Genomic DNA, 19,076 nt, shown 5'->3' on the forward strand with positions numbered 1-19,076 from the left:
GATCAGCATCCTGCAGGTTGCTGTCACCGAGGAGTCGTCCTGACCGTGTCCGAGGACCAGCCCACGCCCCGTCCCCCCCGGCCCCCCCCCCCCCCCCCCGCACGGGGGCGGCCCCCCCCCCCCGCCGGCCCCCCCCCCCCCCCCCGGACCCCCACCCCCCCCCCGCGGCGCCCGGGGGCGGGGGGCGCCGGCCCCCCCCCCTGGGGGGGGGGGCCCCCCCCCCCCCCCCCGCTTCGTCGTCGAGGGACCCCAGGGTGTCCGGGAGGCGGTGCGGCACGCCGCGCACCGCGTCCGCGACGTCTACGTCACCGAGGAGGCCGCGGGTCGCTACGCCGCGGACATCCTGGAGCCTGCCCGCGACGCGGACCTGCGGGTGCAGCCGGTGTCCGCCGAGGTCCTCGCGGCGATGGCCGACGCCGAGGCACCCCAGGGCGTGCTGGCCGTCGTCGACGACGACCCCGCGTCGCTCGACGACGTCCTCGCCCGAGGGCCGCGGCTGCTCGTCCTGCTCACCCACGTGCGCGACCCCGGCAACGCGGGGACGGTCGTGCGCGGGGCCGACGCCGCGGGTGCCGACGCCGTCCTCGTGAGCGCGGCGTCCGTCGACGTCCGCTCGCCGAAGGTCGTCCGCTCCAGCGCCGGCTCGATCTTCCACCTGCCGGTCGTCACCGGTCTCGACGTCGCCGCGAGCCTGGACCGGCTGCGCTCGGCGGGGGTGCGCACCCTCGCGGCGGACGGGGCCGGGACGACCCTGCTGCCGCACGCCGACCTGTCCGGGCCGCACTGCTGGGTCATGGGCAACGAGGCGTGGGGCCTGCCCGAGGAGACCCGCGCGGCCTGCGACGACGTCGTCCGGGTCCCGATCCACGGGCTCGCCGAGTCGCTCAACCTCGCGATGGCCGCGACGGTCTGCCTGTACACGTCGGCGGGCTTCCCCCGGACCGGTGGACCCGGCCGGTAACGTCGCCGCCATGGCCGAGGCGTTCAAGATCCCCGAGGACCTCGCGGCGCACGGCTTGGAGTTCCTCCCGGACGGTCTCGTCGCGGCCATCGGCTCCTCCCGCACGGTGCGGTACATGAACTCCCGGGCCGAGCAGGTCACCGGGCTCGCCGCCGCGGACGTCGTCGGACGTGACATCCGCGAGGCGCTACCGCTCCAGGACCTCACCGGCGACGACTGGTGGGACGTGAGCGACCCGTGGACGGGCCTCGAGACCCGCAGCGGGCACCGCGAGCGGCTCCTCGTGCTGCCCTCGGGCCGCGAGCTGCTCGTCACCGCGCACTACGTGCGCGACGGGCACCTCGGTCCGGTCCGGGCCGTCGTCGTGGGCCTCCGCGACGCCGAGGCCCGGCGGCGGGCCGAGAAGGAGAGCGCCGCCCTGCTGTCGTCGGTCGCCCACGAGCTGCGCTCGCCGCTCACCGGTGTCAAGGGGTTCTCCTCGACGCTGCTGCGCAACTGGGACCGGTTCACCGACGACCAGAAGCGCCTCATGCTCGAGACGATCGAGGCCGACGCCGACCGGGTGACCCGCCTCATCACCGAGCTGCTCGACACCTCGCGCATCCAGGCCGGACGCCTCACCGTGCACGCCCAGCCCGTCGACGTCGTGCCGCGCCTCGAGGCCCAGGTCGAGCGCCGGGTGGCCTCCGGGGCCGACCGCGACCAGTTCGACGTCGAGGTCGAGGAGTCCGCCCGCACGATGTGGGTCGACCCCGACCGGTTCGAGCAGGTGCTCGCCAACCTCGTCGAGAACGCGCTGCGGCACGGACGCGGCCGGGTGCACGTGGGCGTGCGCCGGGCGACGTGGGACGGGCCGGCGGCGACCGACCTCGTCGTCGCCGACGACGGCGACGGCATCGCCCCCCAGCACCGCGAGCTCGTCTTCAACCGCTTCTGGCAGGCCGGGGCGCGGCACGGGACGGGTCTCGGTCTCTACCTCGTCCGGGGCATGGTCGAGGCCCACGGCGGGGAGGTCGTCGCCGAGGAGTCGCCGTCGGGAGGGGCCCTGCTGCGGGCCACCTTCCCCGACGGCGACTGACCCGGCCGCCGTCAGGCGCGGTGCCCGGCCGGCTCCGGCAGGGGCTCGGTGACCTGCGCCTTGTCCTCGTCGGGCGCGCCCGGGATCGGGTCACCCTGACCGGCCCGGACGCGCTCCTCGATCCGGGCGCCGACGGTGGCGTCGACGTTCCTCCAGTAGACGAACGCCCGCTCGAGCACGTCCTCGCGCACCCCGCCGAGAGCGCCGGCGACCGTCTCGACGAAGCGGTCGCGCTGGGCGTCGTCGAACACCTCGCGCACGAGCGCGCCGGCCTGGCCCCAGTCGTCGTCCTCCGGGTGCTTCGTGTACGCCTGACGGACGATCTCGCCGTCGGCCTCCCAGCCCTCGGCGACGGCACCCTGGAACTCGGAGTGCCCGCGGCCGTCGCTGTTCGGCACGTACGTCGGACCCCCCTTGACCTCGTAGTTCATCGGGCCGTCCCACACGTGATGGTTCGCCCGCTCCTCGACGGCCGGGACCGGACGGTTCACCGGGAGCATGTGGTGGTTGGTGCCCACCCGGGCCCGGTGGGCGTCGGCGTAGGAGAAGACCCGCGCGAGCAGCATCTTGTCGGGCGAGAAGCCGATGCCCGGCACGATGTTGCTCGGTGCGAAGGCCGCCTGCTCGATCTGCGCGAAGTGGTTGACGGGGTTCTCGTCGAGGGTGAACGTCCCGACCTTCACGAGCGGGTAGTCCTCGTGCGGCCACACCTTCGTGAGGTCGAAGGGGTTGAACCGGTAGGTCTTGGCGTCCTCGTACGGCATCGCCTGGAGGTACATCGTCCAGGACGGGTGGTCCCCGCTCTCGATGGCCTCGAAGAGGTCCCTGCGGTGGAAGTCCGCGTCCGCCCCGGACAGCCGCTCGGCCTCCTCGTTCGTGAGGTTCTCGACGCCCTGGTCGCTGTGGAAGTGGAACTTCACCCAGAACCGCTCGCCGGCGGCGTTGCTCGTCATGTAGGTGTGCGAGCCGTAGCCGTTCATGAACCGCCAGGAGCGCGGCAGGCCCCGGTCGCCCATGAGGTAGGTGACCTGGTGGGCCGACTCGGGGGAGTTCGTCCAGAAGTCCCACTGCATCGTCCCGTCCCGCAGGCCCGACGCGGCGAGCCGCTTCTGGCTGCGGATGAAGTGCGGGAACTTCATCGGGTCGCGGACGAAGAAGACCGGCGTGTTGTTGCCGACCATGTCCCAGTTGCCCTCGTCGGTGTAGAAGCGCAGCGCGAAGCCGCGCACGTCGCGCCACGTGTCCGGGGAGCCGAGCTCACCGGCGACGGTCGAGAACCGGGCGGCCGTGCGCACGCTGGCTCCCTGCTGGAGCACCGAGGCCTTCGTGTACCGCGACACGTCCTCGGTGCACTCGAAGCGTCCGAAGGCGCCCGAGCCCTTGGCGTGCGGCTTGCGCTCCGGGATGTTCTCGCGGTTGAAGTGCGCGAGCGTGTCGAGGAGGTGGACGTCGTGCAGCAGCAGCGGGCCGTCGGGGGACAGGCTCAGGCTGTGCTCGTCGCTCTCGGCAGGGGCGCCGTTGGCCATGGTGGAGCCGGTCGGGGTGCCCAGGGTGCTCGGGTCGGCGTAGGGGTCCTGCGGGGTCATCGACTCTCCTTCACTCGGTGCGGTCCCTCCTGCTCGACGGTACCCGTGCCGGTCGCGGCCGAAACCGGGCCGGTCGGCGTTCCGGTGCCGACGAATTCGGCTCGTCGGATGGCAGGGCCGCGCGTGCAGTGTCAGAGTGTCCCGGTGTCCGCCCTGAGCCTCGAGCCGTACCGCCACGTGCTGGCGCGTCCGGCGCTGCGCCGGGCGCTCGTGCTCGGCGTCGTCGTGCGGCTGCCGGTCTTCGCGACGGGGGTCATCGTGACGATCCACGTCGTCACGGAACTCGGCCGCTCCTACGCCGAGGCGGGCGTCGTCGGGGCGGCGGCCACGCTGTCGATGGCGGTGAGCGCCCCGTGGCGCGGACGGCTCCTGGACCGGTACGGGCTGCGCCGGGTCGTCGGTCCCTCGATCGTCGTCTCCGGCGTGTGCTGGGCGGTCGCCCCGTGGGCGCCCTACTGGGCGTTGCTCGTCCTCGTCACCGTCGCGGGTCTCTTCCTCGTGCCGATCTTCTCCCTCGTCCGGCAGGCGATCATCGCCGCCTCCGCCCCCGAGCAGCGACGGACCGCGATCTCCCTCGACACCTCGCTGCTCGAGGTCTCGTTCATGATCGCCCCGGCCGTCGCCGTCGCCGCGGCCACCCAGTGGGGGACGACATGGGTGATCTTCGTCAACCAGATGCTCGGCGTCGCCGCGGGCCTCGCCGTGTGGGTGCTCGACCCGCCGCTCCGTGGCGAGCAGGAGGCGGGTCACGGCCGCTCGTCGTTGCCGTGGCAGGCCTGGGTCCGGGGGCCGTTCGTCGTCGCCTGCTCGGTCGCCGCCGTCGCGACGGTCGTCCTCGCGGGGTCGGACATCTCCTTCATCGCGACGATGCGCGACCTCGACAGCCTCGCGTCGGTCGGCATCGTGCTCGCCGTGTGGGGCCTGGGCTCCCTCGTCGGGGGCCTCGTCTACGGGGCGGCCTCGCACGAGGTCCCCTCACGCTGGCTGCTCGTCGGCCTCGCGGTGACGGCGGCCCCGATGGCCCTCGCGACCTCGGTGTGGACGCTCTGCGCGCTCGCGTTCGTCGCCGGGCTGCTGTGCGCGCCCACGATCGCCGCGACCGTCGACGAGATCTCCCGGATGGTCCCGGCCGAACGCCGCGGCGAGGCGATGGGCTGGCACGGCGGCTCGATGACCGTCGGCGGTGCGCTCGGTGCGCCGTTCGCGGGGGCCGCGCTCGACCGGTTCGGGGTGGGCAGCGGCTTCCTCGCCGTCGCCGCCGTCGGGCTGGTCATCGGGCTCGCCGCGCAGCTCGCGCCGCGGGTCAGGGCCGAGGCCGTCGAGGAGACCGCGGACGCCGCGCCGGGCGCCCACCGAGGAGCGCCGTGACCTCCGCTATCGTGGACGGCGTGAGCTGCTGCGACCGCCGATTTACCGGGCCCTCGGGCCCGACGTGTCGCGCGCACTGAGCGCAGCACCTCGTGAGCCCGGCCGCGTGCCGGGCTCACCGTCGTCCGGGGGCCGATCCCCGTCCGTCCCGCGGGCGGTGCCCACCTAGACTCGGGCCCGCCCAGCGCCGAACCCGAAGTGGGAGCGATGTCCGGACCCAACACCAGCTACGACCCCGTCGAGGTCGCCGTGCTCGACCCGGAGGCCGTCGAGCAGGCCGTCGCCGAAGCCCTCGCCGCGGCCGCGTCGGCGGGCACCCTCGCCGAGCTCAAGGCCGTCCGCGGGGCGCACCAGGGCGACAAGAGCCCGCTCGCCCTCGCCAACCGCGAGATCGGGGCGCTGCCGCCGAGCGCGAAGGCCGAGGCCGGCAAGCGCGTCGGTCAGGCGCGCGGGCGGGTGGCCCAGGCCTTCTCCGCCCGCCAGGCCGAGCTCGAGGCCGAGCGGGACGAGCGGATCCTCGTCGAGGAGGCGCTCGACGTCACGCTGCCGCCGGGCCGCCGCCCGATGGGCCGCCGGCACCCCATCGAGCTGATGTCCCAGCGGATCGCCGATCTCTTCGTCGGAATGGGCTGGGAGATCGCCGAGGGCCCGGAGATCGAGGCCGAGTGGTTCAACTTCGACGCCCTGAACTTCGACGTCGACCACCCGGCCCGCCAGATGCAGGACACCTTCTACGTCGACCCGCCCGACGGCGGGCTCGTCCTGCGGACGCACACCTCACCGGTCCAGGCGCGCACGCTGCTCGAGCGCGGCGTGCCGGTGTACGTCGCGGCGATCGGCCGGGTGTTCCGCACCGACGAGCTCGACGCGACGCACATGCCGGCCTTCCACCAGGTCGAGGGGCTCGCCGTCGACGAGGGCATCACGATGGCCCACCTCAAGGGCACGCTGGACCGGCTCGCCGCCGAGCTGTTCGGCGAGGGCATCACGACCCGGCTGCGCCCGTCCTTCTTCCCCTTCACCGAGCCGAGCGCCGAGATGGACCTGCGCTGCTTCGTGTGCCGCGGTGAGGACCCGGACTGCCGGACCTGCAAGGGGATGGGCTGGATCGAGTGGGGCGGCTGCGGGATGGTCAACCGCAACGTCCTGACCGCCTGCGGCGTCGACCCCGACCGCTACACCGGGTTCGCGTTCGGCATGGGGGTCGACCGGGCGCTGATGTTCCGCACCGGGGTCAGCGACATGCGGGACATGATCGAGGGCGACGTGCGCTTCGACGCGCAGTTCGGGATGGAGATCTGATGCGGGCACCCATCGACTGGCTCCGCGACCACGTCGCCGTCCCCGAGGGCGCCGGCGCGGCCGAGGTCGCCGCGGCCCTGGTGTCCGTCGGGCTCGAGGAGGAGGCGCTGCACACCGGGGGAGTCAGCGGCCCCCTCGTCGTCGGCCGCGTCCTCTCCCTCGAGAAGGAGCCGCAGAAGAACGGGAAGACCGTGAACTGGTGCCAGGTCGACGTCGGCGACGTGAACGGCACCGGTGAGCCCCAGGGCATCGTCTGCGGGGCCCACAACTTCCACGAGGGCGACCTCGTCGTCGCGATCCTCCCGGGCGGGTCGGTCACGACGCCGCAGGGTCCGATGGAGGTCTCGGCCCGCAAGACCTACGGCCACGTCTCGGCCGGGATGATCTGCTCCGCCCGCGAGCTCGGGATCGGTGAGGACCACGACGGCATCCTCGTCCTCACCGACTGGTTCGCCGGCGACGCGGCGATGCTCGACCGGCTCGTCCCGGGCGCCGACGCGATCCCGCTGCTCGGACTGGACCGCGAGACCGTCGAGGTCAACGTCACCCCCGACCGCGGCTACTGCTTCTCCGTCCGGGGCGTCGCCCGGGAGTACGGGCACGCCACGGGGGCGGCCTTCACGGACCCCGCGACGGCGCTCGCGGCCGCGGCCCCGGCCGCCACCGACGACGGCGTCCCGGTCGAGCTCACCGACGACGCCCCGATCCGTGGGCGGGCCGGTTGCGACCGCTACGTCGCCCGGGTCGTCCGCGGCATCGACGTCACCGCTCCCACCCCGTCGTGGATGAAGGTGCGGCTCACCGAGGCCGGGATGCGGCCGATCTCGCTCGCCGTCGACGTGACGAACTACGTCATGCTCGACCTCGGCCAGCCCTTGCACGCCTTCGACCTCGACCGGCTCGGCGAGCGGGTCGTCGTGCGCCGCGCCCGGGCGGGGGAGCGGCTCACGACCCTCGACGACGTCGAGCGCACCCTCGACCCCGAGGACCTGCTCGTCACCGACGGCGGTGAGACCCCGCTCGCCATCGCCGGCGTCATGGGCGGGGCCTCGAGCGAGGTCGGCCCCGGGACGACGGACGTGCTCCTCGAGGCGGCGCACTTCGACCCCGTGACCGTCGCCCGGTCGGCCCGCCGGCACCGGCTGCCGTCGGAGGCCTCCCGCCGCTTCGAGCGCGGCGTCGACCCGCTCCTCGCGCCCGCCGCGGCCCAGCTGGCCGTCGACCTGCTCGTCCGGCTCGGCGGGGGCACGGCCGACCCGGCCGTCACCGACGTCGGCACGCCGGCCCCGGCGCCCGTCGTCACGATGGACCCCGGCTTCCCCGCCCGGATCGTCGGGGTCGAGTACCCGGCGCAGGAGGTCGTCGCCGTCCTCGAGCAGATCGGCTGCACCGTCGACGCGGGCGAGGGCCCCCTCGCGGTGACCCCGCCGTCGTGGCGTCCGGACCTGCGCACGGCCGAGGACCTCGTCGAGGAGGTCGCCCGGATCCACGGCTACGACCGCATCCCGTCGGTCCTGCCGGTCCCGCCGGGCGGGTCGGGCCTCACGCACGGCCAGCGGGTGCGGCGCACCGTCGCCGACCTCCTCGCCGCCCAGGGTCTCTCCGAGGTCTGGGAGGCACCGTTCGTCGGCCCGGACCGGCTCGCCGACCTCGGTCTCGACGTCGCGGCCGAGACCGCGCGCACCGTGCGGATCGCGAACCCGCTCTCGGACGAGGCGCCGCTCATGCGCACGAGCCTGCTCTCGACGATGGTCGACGCGGTCCGCCGCAACGTCTCCCGCGGGGCGAAGGACGTCGCCCTCTTCGAGGTCGGCCTCGTCACCGACCTCGCGGGGGAGCAGCGCCCCGCCCCGACGGTCGACGTCGGGGTGCTCCCGGACGACGACGTCCTCGCCGCTATCCGTGCCGCCGTGCCCGACCAGCCGCGACACGTCGCGCTGCTCCTCGCCGGCGACCGGGACCGGGCCGGCTGGTGGGGCCCGGGCCGTCGGGCCGACCTCACCGACGTCCTCGAGCTCGTCCGTGCCCTCGGTGAGGCGCTCGCGGTCGACCTCGTGACGTCGGCCGACGCGGTCGCCCCGTGGCACCCCGGCCGCTGCGCCCGGGTCTCCCTCGCCGACGGCACGCCCGTCGGTCACGTCGGCGAGCTGCACCCGAAGGTCGTGCAGCGGCTCGGCCTGCCCGAGCGCACCGTCGGTGGCGAGCTCGACCTCGACGTCCTCACTCGGGCCGCCGAGGCCACCGTCCGAGCCCACACCCTCGCGACGTACCCGATGGCCCAGAGCGACGTCGCCCTCGTCGTCGACCGCTCCGTCCCGGCCGCGACGCTGGAGGAGGTCCTGCGCTCCGGCGGCGGTGACCTGCTCGAGGACGTCCGTCTCTTCGACGTCTACGAGGGGGACCAGGTGGGACCGGGCAAGCGCTCGCTCGCCTACCGGCTCACCTTCCGCTCCGCGGACCGGACGATGACGACGGAGGAGGTCTCGGGCCTGCGGGACGCCGCCGTCGCCGCGGCGGCGTCGGCACACGGCGCGGTGCAGCGGTGAGCGACGGCATCGACGAGCCCGTCGACGACGACGGCGACGTGACGCCCCCGCCGGACACCGACGCGCGGGCCGGTCGCGGCGGTCATCTCGTCGCCGTCGTCACCGGCGCCTCCCGGGGGATCGGGCGGCACGTGGCCCACGCCCTCGAGGACGCCGGATGGGTCGTCGAGCGCGGCTCCTCGACCGTCGCCCCGGTGAGCGACCGGGCCGCGGTCACGGCGTGGGTCGAGGAGGTCGTCGAGCGGCAGGGCCGGATCGACCTGCTCGTCAACAACGCCGGGGTCATGGACGCCGAGGTCGACCTCCTCGCCTCCGACCCCGACGCGTGGTGGCACCAGCAGGAGGTCAACGTGCTCGGCCCGTACCTCATGACGTGGCTCGTCGCGCCGCACATGGCCGCCGCGGGCGGCGGGCGCGTCGTCAACGTCAACTCCGGCGTCGCGCGCCGGGCCGGGGAGGTCTCGACCGGGTACCACGTGAGCAAGACGGCGCTGGCCCGGATCACCGGCTCGACCCACCTCGCGGGCCTGGACCGCGGCATCCGTGCCTTCGACCTCATGCCCGGCGTCGTCCGCACGGACATGACCGAGGCGATGGAGGCGCACGCCGACCGGACCGAGTGGACCTCCCCGGAGGAGGTGACGACGCTCGTGCTCGCCCTCGCGTCGGGCGAGCTCGACGCGTTCTCCGGCCGCTTCCTGCGGGCCGGCGTCGACACCGTCGACTCGCTCCGGGCGATGGCGGCGCGAGGGCTGGAGTCCGGGGAGCGCACCCTCGACCTCGTCCTGCGCGACGACGACCCGCTCGCCTGACGGGGACCACGGGCCGCCGACGGTGCCGGGGCCGGACCCGTGGACCCCGGTACGATGGGATTCCGGGGTCGGGACGCGGGGCCGCGTGCATGAAGATGAATACTTCTGTATAGTCATGCGCCATGCAGAGAGTCGCCGTCGCCGGAGCCAGCGGGTACGCCGGGGGAGAGGTGCTCCGCCTCCTCCTCGCCCACCCCGACCTCGAGGTCGGAGCGGTCACCGCCGGGGGCAACGCCGGCCAGCCGCTCGGCTCGATCCACCCCCACCTCACCCCGCTCGCGGACCGCGTCCTCGAGGAGACGACCGTCGAGGTCCTCTCCGACCACGACGCCGTCGTCCTCGCCCTCCCGCACGGTCACTCCGCGGCGATCGCCGAGCAGCTCGGTGACGACGTCGTCGTCGTCGACTGCGGCGCCGACTTCCGGCTGCGCGACGCGCAGGCGTGGACGACCTTCTACGACACCCCGCACGCCGGGTCCTGGCCGTACGGGATGCCCGAGCTGCCGACCGACGGCGGCAAGCAGCGCGACGCCCTCGTCGGGGCCACCCGCATCGCCGTGCCGGGCTGCTACCCGACGGCCGTGTCCCTCGCCCTGGCCCCCGGCCTCGCCGGCGGGGTCGTCGACCCGGGCGACATCACCGTCGTCGCCGCGTCCGGCACGTCCGGCGCCGGCAAGTCGCTCAAGCCGCACCTCCTCGGCTCCGAGGTCATGGGATCGATGAGCCCGTACGGCGTCGGTGGCGTCCATCGGCACACCCCGGAGATCGAGCAGAACCTCTCCGCGTGCGGCGCGGGCCCGGTCGTCGTCTCGTTCACCCCCACCCTCGCCCCGATGCCCCGCGGCATCCTCGCGACCGGCACGGCGACCGTCGCCGAAGGCGCGACCGCCGCGGAGGTCCGCGCCGCGTGGGAGACCGCCTACCAGGACGAGCCGTTCGTCCACCTCCTCCCCGAGGGCCGGTGGCCGAGCACGAGCAGCGTCGTCGGGAGCAACTGCGTCCACCTCCAGGTCACCCTCGACGACCGGGTCGGCCGGGTCGTCGTCGTCGCGGCCGTCGACAACCTCACGAAGGGCACCGGCGGCGCGGCCGTCCAGTGCCTCAACCTCGCCCTCGGCCTCCCCGAGACCACCGGGCTGCCGCTCGCCGGGATCGCGCCGTGAGCGTGATGCCGCGCCACCTCATGGAGCACCCGGAGGACGTCTCCGTCGTCCGGCTCGGGCCTGGGGAGGAGCCGACGTTCGACTGGCAGCGTGGCCCCCTCGCCTCCGTGACCCGCACCCCGGACGAGACCTCGGTCGTCACGACGAGCGACGTCGTCCCCGCCGGGGCACGCACCGAGGGTCCGTTCCGTGCCGTCGAGGTCGCGGGTCCGCTGGACTTCAGCGCCGTCGGTGTCTTCGTCGAGATCCTCTCCCCGCTCGCCGACGCCGGGATCTCCGTCCTGGGCCTGTCGACCTTCGACACCGACTGGGTCCTCGTCCCGAGCGAGCGCTCCGGCGACGCCGCGCAGGCCTGGCGCCGCGCCGGCTTCGTCGTCACCCCCACCACCCTCACCGGAGGAAGCACCGCATGAGCGTCACCCATCCCCGCGGGTTCCGGGCCTCCGGCGTCGTCGCCGGGCTCAAGGCGTCCGGCACGGCAGACCTCGCCCTCGTCGTCAACGACGGGCCGGACCACCACGCCGCCGCCGTCTTCACGAGCAACCGCGTCGAGGCCGCGCCCGTCACGTGGTCGCGCACCGTCGTCGCCGACGGCCGCGCCGACGCCGTCGTCCTCAACAGCGGCGGCGCGAACGCGTGCACGGGGGCGCCCGGGTTCCAGGACACCCACACGACCGCCGAGCACGTCGCGGGCCTCCTCGACGTCGCCGCCGGCGACGTCGTCGTGTGCTCGACCGGTCTCATCGGCGAACGCCTCGCGATGGACAAGCTCCTCCCCGGGGTCGACGCCGCCGCGTCCGCCCTCGCCGCCGACGCCGGACGAGCCGCGGCCGAGGCGATCATGACGACCGACACGGTGCCGAAGCTCGCGGTCGCCGACCGTGACGGCTGGTCCGTCGGCGGGATGGCCAAGGGCGCGGGCATGCTCGCTCCGGCGCTCGCGACGATGCTCGTCGTCGTCACGACCGACGCCGTCGTCGCCCCGGACCGGCTCGACGCCGTCCTGCGCGAGGCGACGCGGCTCACCTTCGACCGCATCGACTCCGACGGCTGCCAGTCGACGAACGACACCGTCCTGCTCCTCGCCTCGGGAGCCTCCGGCGTCGAGGCCGACGAGGCCGCGCTCACCGAGGCCGTCACGGCCGTCTGCGCCGAGCTCGCCCGCGGTCTCATCGCCGACGCCGAGGGGGCCCACCACGACATCGCGATCGAGGTCGTCTCCGCCGCGTCCGAGGACGACGCCCTCGAGGTCGCCCGCTCCGTCGCCCGGAACAACCTCTTCAAGTGCGCCGTGTTCGGCGGCGACCCGAACTGGGGCCGCGTGCTCGCCGCCGTCGGCACGACCGCGGCGGCGTTCGACCCCGCGAGCCTCGACGTGTCGATGAACGGGGTGCAGGTGTGCCGGGCCGGCGGGGTCGGCGACGACCGCGGCCTCGTCGACCTCTCGCAGCGCGAGGTGCGGGTCCTCGTCGACCTCCACGCCGGTGATGCGGCGGCGACGGTCTGGACGAACGACCTCACCCACGACTACGTCCACGAGAACTCCGCCTACTCCACGTGAGCCCCGAAGGGACCGAGACCCCGATGACCCAACCCCAGCAGCAGACCCTCCGCGGTGCGATCGACGCCGCCTCGCTGCGCGTCGCCCAGCAGAAGGCGTCGACCCTCGTCAAGGCGCTGCCCTGGCTCGAGCACTTCCGCGGCGCCCTCGTCGTCGTGAAGTACGGCGGCAACGCGATGACCGACGACACCCTCAAGGCGGCGTTCGCCGAGGACATCGCCTTCCTCCGGTACGCGGGGCTGCGCCCGGTCGTCGTCCACGGCGGCGGCCCGCAGATCAAGTCGATGCTCGACCGGCTCGGGCTGGAGTCCGAGTTCCGCGGCGGCCTGCGGGTCACGACCCCGGAGGTCATGGACGTCGTCCGGATGGTCCTCACGGGCCAGGTCGGCCGCGAGCTCGTCGGCCTGCTCAACCAGCACGGCCCCGTCGCCGTCGGCCTCTCCGGCGAGGACGCCGGGCTCTTCGGCGCGACGCGCAAGGGCGTGACCGTCGACGGCGAGGACCACGACCTCGGCCTCGTCGGCGACGTCACCGAGGTGACCCCCGGGGCGGTCCTCGACCTCCTCGACGCGGGACGCATCCCCGTCGTGTCGACGGTCGCGCCGGACCTGGACCACGAGGGCCAGGTGCTCAACGTCAACGCCGACACGGCCGCGGCCGCGCTCGCGGCGGCCCTCGGGGCCCGCAAGCTCGTCGTCCTCACCGACGTCGAGGGCATCTACGCCGACTGGCCCGACCGCGACTCGCTGCTCTCGCAGATCCGGGTGTCGGCGGCCAAGGAGCTGCTCACCCGCGTCGAGTCGGGGATGATCCCCAAGCTCGAGGCGTGCATCCGCGCCGTCGAGTCCGGCGTCCCCCAGGCCCACGTCGTCGACGGACGGCAGCCGCACAGCGTGATCCTCGAGATCTTCACCTCCGAGGGCATCGGAACGATGGTCCTGCCGGACCAGGACGGAGACGACGATGAGTGAGACGACCGCACCCGCGAGCCCGCACACCGACGAGTTGCTCGGCCGCTACGAGTCCTCCCTCCTCGGGGTCTTCGGACGTCCGACGCTCGTCCTCGAGCACGGAGACGGCGCCTGGGTCTGGGACGTCGACGGGCGGCGCTACCTCGACCTCGTCGGCGGCCTCGCCGTCAACGCGCTCGGCCACAACCACCCGGCCCTCGTCGCCGCGGTGTCGAAGCAGGCCGGCCAGCTCGTCCACGTCTCGAACTTCTTCACCTCGGTCCCGCAGGTCGAGCTCGCCGAGCGCATCCTCGGCATCACCGGCGCCCCCGAGGGGTCCGCGGTGTTCTTCTGCAACAGCGGCACCGAGGCGATCGAGGCGGCCGTCAAGCTCGCCCGCCGCACCGGCCGGACCGGGATCATCGCCGCCGAGGGCGCCTTCCACGGCCGGACGACGGGGGCGCTCGCTCTGACCCACAAGCCGGTCTTCCGCGAGCCGTTCGAGCCGCTCATGCCGGGCGTCGTCCACGTCCCGTGGGGCGACGTCGCGGCGCTCGAGCACGCCGTCGGCCCGGACACCTCGGCGCTCGTCCTCGAGCCGATCCAGGGCGAGGGCGGGGTCGTCCCCGCGGAGCCGGAGTTCCTCCAGGCCGCGCGGCGGCTCACCGCCGAGGCAGGCGCCCTCCTGGTCGTCGACGAGATCCAGACCGGCGTCGGACGCACGGGCACGTGGTTCGCGTGCGAGCAGGCGGGCGTCGTCCCGGACGCGATGACGCTCGCGAAGGGCCTCGGCGGCGGCGTGCCGATCGGCGCCCTCGTGACGTTCGGGCCGGAGGCCACGGCCCTGCTCGCCGCGGGGCAGCACGGCACGACGTTCGGCGGCAACCCGCTGTCCTGCGCCGCGGCGCTCGCGGTCCTCGACACGATCGAGCAGCAGGACCTCATGGCGCACGTCCGGGAGGTCGGCGACCACCTGCAGCGGCGGATCGAGGCCCTCGACGACCCGCGGGTCACGGGCATCCGCGGCTCCGGCCTGCTGCGGGCCGTGACCCTCGCGGGCGACTGGTCGGCGGCGGTCACCGCCCACGGCCGGGACGCCGGGCTCATCCTCAACCCCGTCGCGCCCGACGCCGTCCGGCTCGCCCCGCCGCTCGTCGTCACCGCCGAGCAGCTGGACCTCTTCGTCGACGCCCTGCCCGGGCTGCTCGACCTCGCCGAGCGGGACGCGACGTGACCCTGCGGCACCTCCTGCGCGACGACGACCTCACGGCCGGCGAGCAGCGCGAGGTGCTCGACCGGGCGCTGGCGCTCAAGGCGGACCCCTTCTCGGACCGGCGGCTCGAGGGGCCGCGGACCGTCGTCATCATCTTCGACAAGCCGACGCTGCGGACCCAGGTCTCCTTCGTCGGGGCCGTCGCGCAGCTCGGCGGCTTCCCGATGGTCGTCGACGGCCACCTCGCCGGGGTCGGGGTGCGGGAGTCGGTCGCGGACGTGGCGCGGGTCATCGGCCCGCAGTCGGCCGCCGTCGTGTGGCGGACCTTCCACCAGGCCGACCTCGAGGAGGTCGCGCGGTACGCCGACGTCCCCGTCGTCAACGCGCTCACCGACGACTTCCACCCCTGTCAGATCCTCGCCGACCTCATGACGGTCCGCGAGCGGCTCGGCGACCTCCCCGGCCGCACGATGGCCTACCTCGGGGACTGTGCGAACAACATGGCGAGCTCCTACCTCCTCGGTGGCGCGCTCGCCGGCCTCCACGTCCGGCTCGCCGGCCCGGCGAGCCACCACCCGCCGTCGGCGGTCGTCGCCCGGGCCGAGGAGATCGCCGCCGACCAGGGCGGCTCCGTCCTCGTCACCGACGACGAGGCCCCTGCGCTCGACGGCGCCGACGTCGTGGTCACCGACACGTGGATGTCGATGGGCCAGGAGGCCGAGGAGGAGGCGCGCAAGGGGGAGGGCAACCCGTTCGCGCGCTACCGGGTCGACGAGGCCGCGATGGCCCGGGCCGCCGGGCACGCCGTCTTCCTCCACTGCCTGCCCGCCTACCGCGGCGCCGAGGTCACCGCCGAGGTCATCGACGGTCCCCGCTCCGCGGTGTGGCAGGAGGCCGAGAACCGGCTGCACGTGCAGAAGGCGCTGCTGTCGTGGCTCGTCGAGCAGTCGGACGGCCCGCGATGAGCGTCTCCACGAGCCGCACGGCCCGCCAGCAGCGGATCGTCGAGATCCTGCGCTCGAACCCCGTCCGCAGCCAGACCGAGCTGCTCGACCTCCTCGCCGACGACGGCATCGAGGTCACCCAGGCCACGCTCTCCCGCGACCTCGTCGACGTCCGCGCCGAGCGGGTGCGGGTCGGCAAGGGTCTCGTCTACGCCGTCCCGGGCGAAGGCGGGGACCGGACGGTCCGGGCCGCGCAGGACGAGGGCGCCCACACCTCGCGGCTCGCCGCCCGGTGCCAGGAGCTGCTCGTCTCCGCGGAGCGCTCCGCGAACCTCGTCGTCCTGCGGACGCCCCCCGGCGCCGCCAACTACCTCGCCTCGGCGATCGACCACACGACGGTCTCCGGCGTGCTCGGGACGATCGCCGGGGACGACACGATCATGGTCATCACGGCGGGGGAGCGCCGCAGCACCGAGATCGTCGACCTCCTCATGTCGTACGCCCGGAAGGACCCGCAGTGACCCACGACGACGCCCCCGGCGCGCCCGCCCCCACGAGCCTCTGGGGCGGCCGCTTCGCCGGCGGACCGGCGGACGCGCTCGCCGCGCTCAGCAAGTCGACGCACTTCGACTGGCGGCTCGCCCCGCACGACATCGCGGGGTCCCGCGCGCACGCCCGAGTGCTGCACCGCGCCGGGCTGCTCGACGACGCGACGCTCGCCGCGATGCTCGACGCGCTCGAGCGGCTGCGCGCCGACGTCGAGTCGGGCGTCTTCCTGCCGGCCGCGGACGACGAGGACGTCCACACCGCCCTCGAGCGCGGTCTCATCGAGCGCGCCGGGCCGGAGGTCGGCGGCCGGCTGCGGGCGGGCCGCTCCCGCAACGACCAGATCGCCACCCTCTTCCGGATGTACCTGCGCGAGCACGCCCGGCTCGTCGCCGGACTCGTCCTCGACGTCGTCGACGCCCTCGTCGCGCAGGCGCGCCGGCACCCCGAGGTCCCGATGCCGGGCCGGACCCATCTCCAGCACGCCCAGCCGGTCCTGCTGTCGCACCACATGCTCGCCCACGCGTGGGCGCTGCTGCGCGACGTCGACCGGCTGCGGGACTGGGACGCCCGCACCGCGCTCTCGCCGTACGGGTCGGGGGCGCTCGCGGGGTCATCCCTCGGCCTCGACCCCGAGGCGGTCGCCGCCGACCTCGGCTTCTCCGGGTCGGTCGAGAACTCGATCGACGGGACGGCCTCGCGGGACTTCGCGGCCGAGCTGTCCTTCGTGGCGGCGATGACCGCGGTCGACGTCTCCCGCCTCGCCGAGGAGGTCGTCCTGTGGGCGACGAAGGAGTTCTCCTTCGTCACGCTCGACGACGCCTACTCGACGGGGTCGAGCATCATGCCCCAGAAGAAGAACCCCGACGTCGCCGAGCTCGCGCGCGGCAAGGCCGGACGGCTCGTCGGCGACCTCGCGGGGCTCCTCACGACGCTGAAGTCCCTGCCGCTGGCGTACAACCGCGACCTCCAGGAGGACAAGGAGCCGGTCTTCGACGCCCTCGACACCCTCGAGGTCCTGCTCCCGGCGTTCTCCGGGATGGTCGGCACGCTCGTCTTCGACACCGAGCGACTCGCCTCGCTCGCGCCCCAGGGGTTCTCGCTCGCGACCGACGTCGCCGAGTGGCTCGTCCGGCAGGGGGTCCCGTTCCGGGTGGCCCACGAGGTGGCGGGCGCCTGCGTCCGGGTGTGCGAGGAGCGCGGCATCGAGCTGTGGGACCTCACCGACGCCGACCTCGCCGGGATCTCCGAGCACCTGACCCCGGGGGTGCGCGAGGTGCTCACCGTGCCGGGGTCGCTCGCCTCGCGCTCGGGCAAGGGCGGGACCGCGCCGGCGCGGGTCGCCGAGCAGCTCGACCGGGTCGTCGCCGTCGCGACGGAGGCCCGCACGTGGGCCGCCGACGTCCCGACCGCGCGCTGAGCGACCCCCTCGCGGGGCTGCTCGCGCGGCCGGTGCTCGAGGTCGCGCCGCGGCTGCTCGGCGCGACGGTCACCCACGACGGGGTCACGGTCCGGCTCACCGAGGTCGAGGCGTACGCCGGCGCCGACGACCCGGGCTCGCACGCCCACCGGGGTCGGACGCCCCGGAACGCCGCGATGTTCGGCCCGGCCGGCCGGCTCTACGTGTACTTCACGTACGGCATGCACTTCTGCGCCAACGTCGTCACCGGAGCCGAGGGCGAGGCGGCCGCCGTCCTGCTCCGCGCGGGTGAGGTCGTCGACGGGCAGGAGCGGGCGCGACGCGGGCGGGACCGGCTCGCCGCCCGGGACCTCGCCCGCGGCCCGGCGCGGCTCACCGTCGCGCTCGGGCTCGGGCGCGGCCACGACGGACTCGACCTCCTGGCGCCGGGGGCCGGAGTCACGCTCACGCCACCGGCGGTCCCCGTCGACACCACTGCCGTGCGGGCCGGGCCGCGGGTCGGTGTCCGCGGACCCGGCGGCGACGGGGACCGCTTCCCCTGGCGGTTCCACGTCGCCGGCGATGCGACCGTCAGCGCCTACCGCCCCGCCGCACCGCGCCGACGGTCCTGAGGGCTCGGTCGCGTGCGCCGCTCCCGCGGTCGAGCAGGGCGAGCCGCATGAGCGCACCGGACGCGACCCGCGCGGCCTGGGTCGGGGGCAGCCGTCGGGCCTCGTACCCGGCGGTCCCGCGGCCGCTGCGCAGGGCCGACGCGAGACGCACCGCGTCGAGGACGGCGTCGCAGGCTCCCCGGCCGAGGTTCGGGGTCATCGCGTGGGCTGCGTCGCCGACGACGACGTAACGACCGGAGGCGTAGCGCCGCAGCGGCGGGGCCGTCCAGAGGCGGGTGGCGGAGGTCGTCGCCGGGTCGGCGGAGGCGAGGACGTCCCGTGCCCGGCCCCCGGCCCCCGAGAACACCTCCCGGGCCTGGCGGAGGGCCGTGTCCACGTCGAGAGGCTCGACGCCCTCGTCGTCGCAGTGGGTCGCGAACCAGTAGCCGCCGGCGGGAGAGGGCACGAGCCCCAGGAGGCGCCCGGGCCCCCAGTACTCGCCGACGTCGGCAGGGGCGGGCCGCGTCGCGAGGGCACCGCGCAGGGCTACCCACGGGGTGCCCCGCCGTCCGGCACGGCGCGGGTCCACGAGGCCGCGCACCCGGCTGCGCACTCCGTCCGCGCCCACGACGAGGTCGGCGTCCAGCTCCTCGGGGTCGTCGACCTCGGCCTCGACGAGGCGGGCGCGACGGGGGAGCGAGGCCGTGAGGGCCGCGAGGAGGTCGGGGCGCTCGACGACGTGGAGCGGCATCCGGTGCGGGCGGGTGAGGGGACGGCCCTCGGCGTCGAAGACCCGCCCGCTGCCGGCCGCCGTCATCCGCTCGCCGAGGAGGGGCCGCACGCCGAGACGGTCGAGGGCCCGCAGGGCGCTCGGCCAGAGGACGAGGGACGCCCCGAGCCCGGCCCGCTCCGGCCGGGCCTCGTGGAGGGTCACCTCGACGTCGTCACCCAGCGCGGCGGCGAGGGTCAGCCCGGCGATGCCGGCGCCGACGACGGCGACGCGGCGGGCGGGGGAGCGGGGCACCGCGTCAGGCTG

General features: G+C 74.8%; 17 protein-coding genes and 1 pseudogene. 16 read left to right on the plus strand and 2 right to left on the minus strand.

Annotation, left to right across the window (positions count from 1 at the left end; translation table 11 throughout):
- Window positions 1-241 precede the first annotated feature (241 nt).
- The 3 genes and pseudogenes from KC207_RS17065 to KC207_RS01985 form a co-directional block, all read left to right on the plus strand.
- Window positions 242-439, plus strand: a pseudogene (locus tag KC207_RS17065) (RNA methyltransferase substrate-binding domain-containing protein); the annotation flags it as partial.
- Window positions 434-961, plus strand: coding sequence for a TrmH family RNA methyltransferase (locus KC207_RS01980; RefSeq protein WP_367616025.1), 528 nt, complete (start codon window positions 434-436; stop codon window positions 959-961). The pseudogene KC207_RS17065 and the gene KC207_RS01980, both read left to right, overlap by 6 nt.
- 10 nt (window positions 962-971) lie before the next feature.
- Window positions 972-2,039 carry a sensor histidine kinase gene (locus KC207_RS01985; RefSeq protein WP_211601238.1) on the plus strand — a complete coding sequence of 356 codons (1,068 nt, stop codon included), beginning with the start codon at window positions 972-974 and terminating at the stop codon, window positions 2,037-2,039.
- A gap of 11 nt (window positions 2,040-2,050) precedes the next feature.
- Here the strand turns inward: KC207_RS01985 and KC207_RS01990 are convergent, their stop codons facing one another.
- The gene (locus KC207_RS01990) at window positions 2,051-3,625 is read right to left on the minus strand and encodes a catalase (protein ID WP_211601239.1); all 1,575 of its coding nucleotides are present in this window, start codon (window positions 3,623-3,625) and stop codon (window positions 2,051-2,053) included.
- 144 nt (window positions 3,626-3,769) lie between these two features.
- On the opposite strand from KC207_RS01990, the gene KC207_RS01995 reads away from it, so the two are divergent.
- From KC207_RS01995 to KC207_RS02055, 13 genes are all read left to right on the plus strand, one after another.
- Window positions 3,770-4,993 carry an MFS transporter gene (locus KC207_RS01995; RefSeq protein WP_211601240.1) on the plus strand — a complete coding sequence of 408 codons (1,224 nt, stop codon included), beginning with the start codon at window positions 3,770-3,772 and terminating at the stop codon, window positions 4,991-4,993.
- A gap of 207 nt (window positions 4,994-5,200) precedes the next feature.
- Window positions 5,201-6,295, plus strand: coding sequence for a phenylalanine--tRNA ligase subunit alpha (pheS, locus tag KC207_RS02000; protein WP_211601241.1), 1,095 nt, complete (start codon window positions 5,201-5,203; stop codon window positions 6,293-6,295).
- A complete protein-coding gene (gene pheT, locus KC207_RS02005) occupies window positions 6,295-8,841 on the plus strand; it encodes a phenylalanine--tRNA ligase subunit beta (RefSeq protein WP_211601242.1) in 2,547 nt (848 codons plus the stop codon). The genes pheS and pheT overlap by 1 nt, the downstream gene beginning before the upstream one ends.
- Window positions 8,838-9,653: an SDR family NAD(P)-dependent oxidoreductase gene (locus KC207_RS02010; protein ID WP_249138503.1), complete on the plus strand. Its 816-nt coding sequence runs from the start codon at window positions 8,838-8,840 to the stop codon at window positions 9,651-9,653. The genes pheT and KC207_RS02010 overlap by 4 nt, the downstream gene beginning before the upstream one ends.
- Window positions 9,654-9,775: 122 nt before the next feature.
- Entirely contained in the window at window positions 9,776-10,816 is a 1,041-nt protein-coding gene (gene argC, locus KC207_RS02015; protein ID WP_211601243.1) for an N-acetyl-gamma-glutamyl-phosphate reductase, read from the plus strand.
- 5 nt (window positions 10,817-10,821) lie between these two features.
- The gene (locus tag KC207_RS02020) at window positions 10,822-11,229 is read left to right on the plus strand and encodes an ACT domain-containing protein (protein ID WP_211601585.1); all 408 of its coding nucleotides are present in this window, start codon (window positions 10,822-10,824) and stop codon (window positions 11,227-11,229) included.
- On the plus strand, window positions 11,226-12,377 hold the full coding sequence (gene argJ / locus KC207_RS02025; protein WP_211601244.1) for a bifunctional glutamate N-acetyltransferase/amino-acid acetyltransferase ArgJ: 1,152 nt from the start codon (window positions 11,226-11,228) through the stop codon (window positions 12,375-12,377). Before KC207_RS02020 ends, argJ begins: the two co-directional genes overlap by 4 nt.
- A gap of 23 nt (window positions 12,378-12,400) precedes the next feature.
- Window positions 12,401-13,348, plus strand: coding sequence for an acetylglutamate kinase (argB, locus tag KC207_RS02030; RefSeq protein ID WP_211601245.1), 948 nt, complete (start codon window positions 12,401-12,403; stop codon window positions 13,346-13,348).
- On the plus strand, window positions 13,341-14,561 hold the full coding sequence (locus KC207_RS02035) for an acetylornithine transaminase (RefSeq protein ID WP_211601246.1): 1,221 nt from the start codon (window positions 13,341-13,343) through the stop codon (window positions 14,559-14,561). Before argB ends, KC207_RS02035 begins: the two co-directional genes overlap by 8 nt.
- Before the next feature lie 2 nt (window positions 14,562-14,563).
- On the plus strand, window positions 14,564-15,505 hold the full coding sequence (argF, locus tag KC207_RS02040; RefSeq protein ID WP_211601586.1) for an ornithine carbamoyltransferase: 942 nt from the start codon (window positions 14,564-14,566) through the stop codon (window positions 15,503-15,505).
- Window positions 15,502-16,005, plus strand: coding sequence for an arginine repressor (gene argR, locus KC207_RS02045; RefSeq protein ID WP_211601247.1), 504 nt, complete (start codon window positions 15,502-15,504; stop codon window positions 16,003-16,005). The genes argF and argR overlap by 4 nt, the downstream gene beginning before the upstream one ends.
- Entirely contained in the window at window positions 16,002-17,450 is a 1,449-nt protein-coding gene (gene argH / locus KC207_RS02050; RefSeq protein ID WP_211601248.1) for an argininosuccinate lyase, read from the plus strand. Before argR ends, argH begins: the two co-directional genes overlap by 4 nt.
- The gene (locus tag KC207_RS02055; RefSeq protein ID WP_249138504.1) at window positions 17,420-18,061 is read left to right on the plus strand and encodes a DNA-3-methyladenine glycosylase; all 642 of its coding nucleotides are present in this window, start codon (window positions 17,420-17,422) and stop codon (window positions 18,059-18,061) included. The genes argH and KC207_RS02055 overlap by 31 nt, the downstream gene beginning before the upstream one ends.
- On the opposite strand, the gene KC207_RS02060 is transcribed toward KC207_RS02055, so the two are convergent.
- A complete protein-coding gene (locus KC207_RS02060; RefSeq protein WP_211601249.1) occupies window positions 18,021-19,064 on the minus strand; it encodes an FAD-dependent oxidoreductase in 1,044 nt (347 codons plus the stop codon). The genes KC207_RS02055 and KC207_RS02060 overlap by 41 nt on opposite strands.
- Window positions 19,065-19,076: the final 12 nt, after the last annotated feature.

The sequence above is a fragment of the Phycicoccus avicenniae genome (genome assembly GCF_018139485.1).
In the GTDB taxonomy this organism is placed as follows: Bacteria; Actinomycetota; Actinomycetes; order Actinomycetales; family Dermatophilaceae; genus Phycicoccus; species Phycicoccus avicenniae.

Coding starts and splice junctions, on each gene's coding strand:
- KC207_RS02035 (WP_211601246.1), top strand. CDS start 13,341: ATGAGTGAGACGACCGCACCCGCGAGCCCGCACACCGACGAGTTGCTC.
- argJ (WP_211601244.1), top strand. CDS start 11,226: ATGAGCGTCACCCATCCCCGCGGGTTCCGGGCCTCCGGCGTCGTCGCC.
- argR (WP_211601247.1), top strand. CDS start 15,502: ATGAGCGTCTCCACGAGCCGCACGGCCCGCCAGCAGCGGATCGTCGAG.
- argB (WP_211601245.1), top strand. CDS start 12,401: ATGACCCAACCCCAGCAGCAGACCCTCCGCGGTGCGATCGACGCCGCC.
- pheS (WP_211601241.1), top strand. CDS start 5,201: ATGTCCGGACCCAACACCAGCTACGACCCCGTCGAGGTCGCCGTGCTC.
- argC (WP_211601243.1), top strand. CDS start 9,776: ATGCAGAGAGTCGCCGTCGCCGGAGCCAGCGGGTACGCCGGGGGAGAG.
- KC207_RS01990 (WP_211601239.1), bottom strand. CDS start 3,625: ATGACCCCGCAGGACCCCTACGCCGACCCGAGCACCCTGGGCACCCCG.
- pheT (WP_211601242.1), top strand. CDS start 6,295: ATGCGGGCACCCATCGACTGGCTCCGCGACCACGTCGCCGTCCCCGAG.
- KC207_RS01985 (WP_211601238.1), top strand. CDS start 972: ATGGCCGAGGCGTTCAAGATCCCCGAGGACCTCGCGGCGCACGGCTTG.
- KC207_RS02020 (WP_211601585.1), top strand. CDS start 10,822: ATGCCGCGCCACCTCATGGAGCACCCGGAGGACGTCTCCGTCGTCCGG.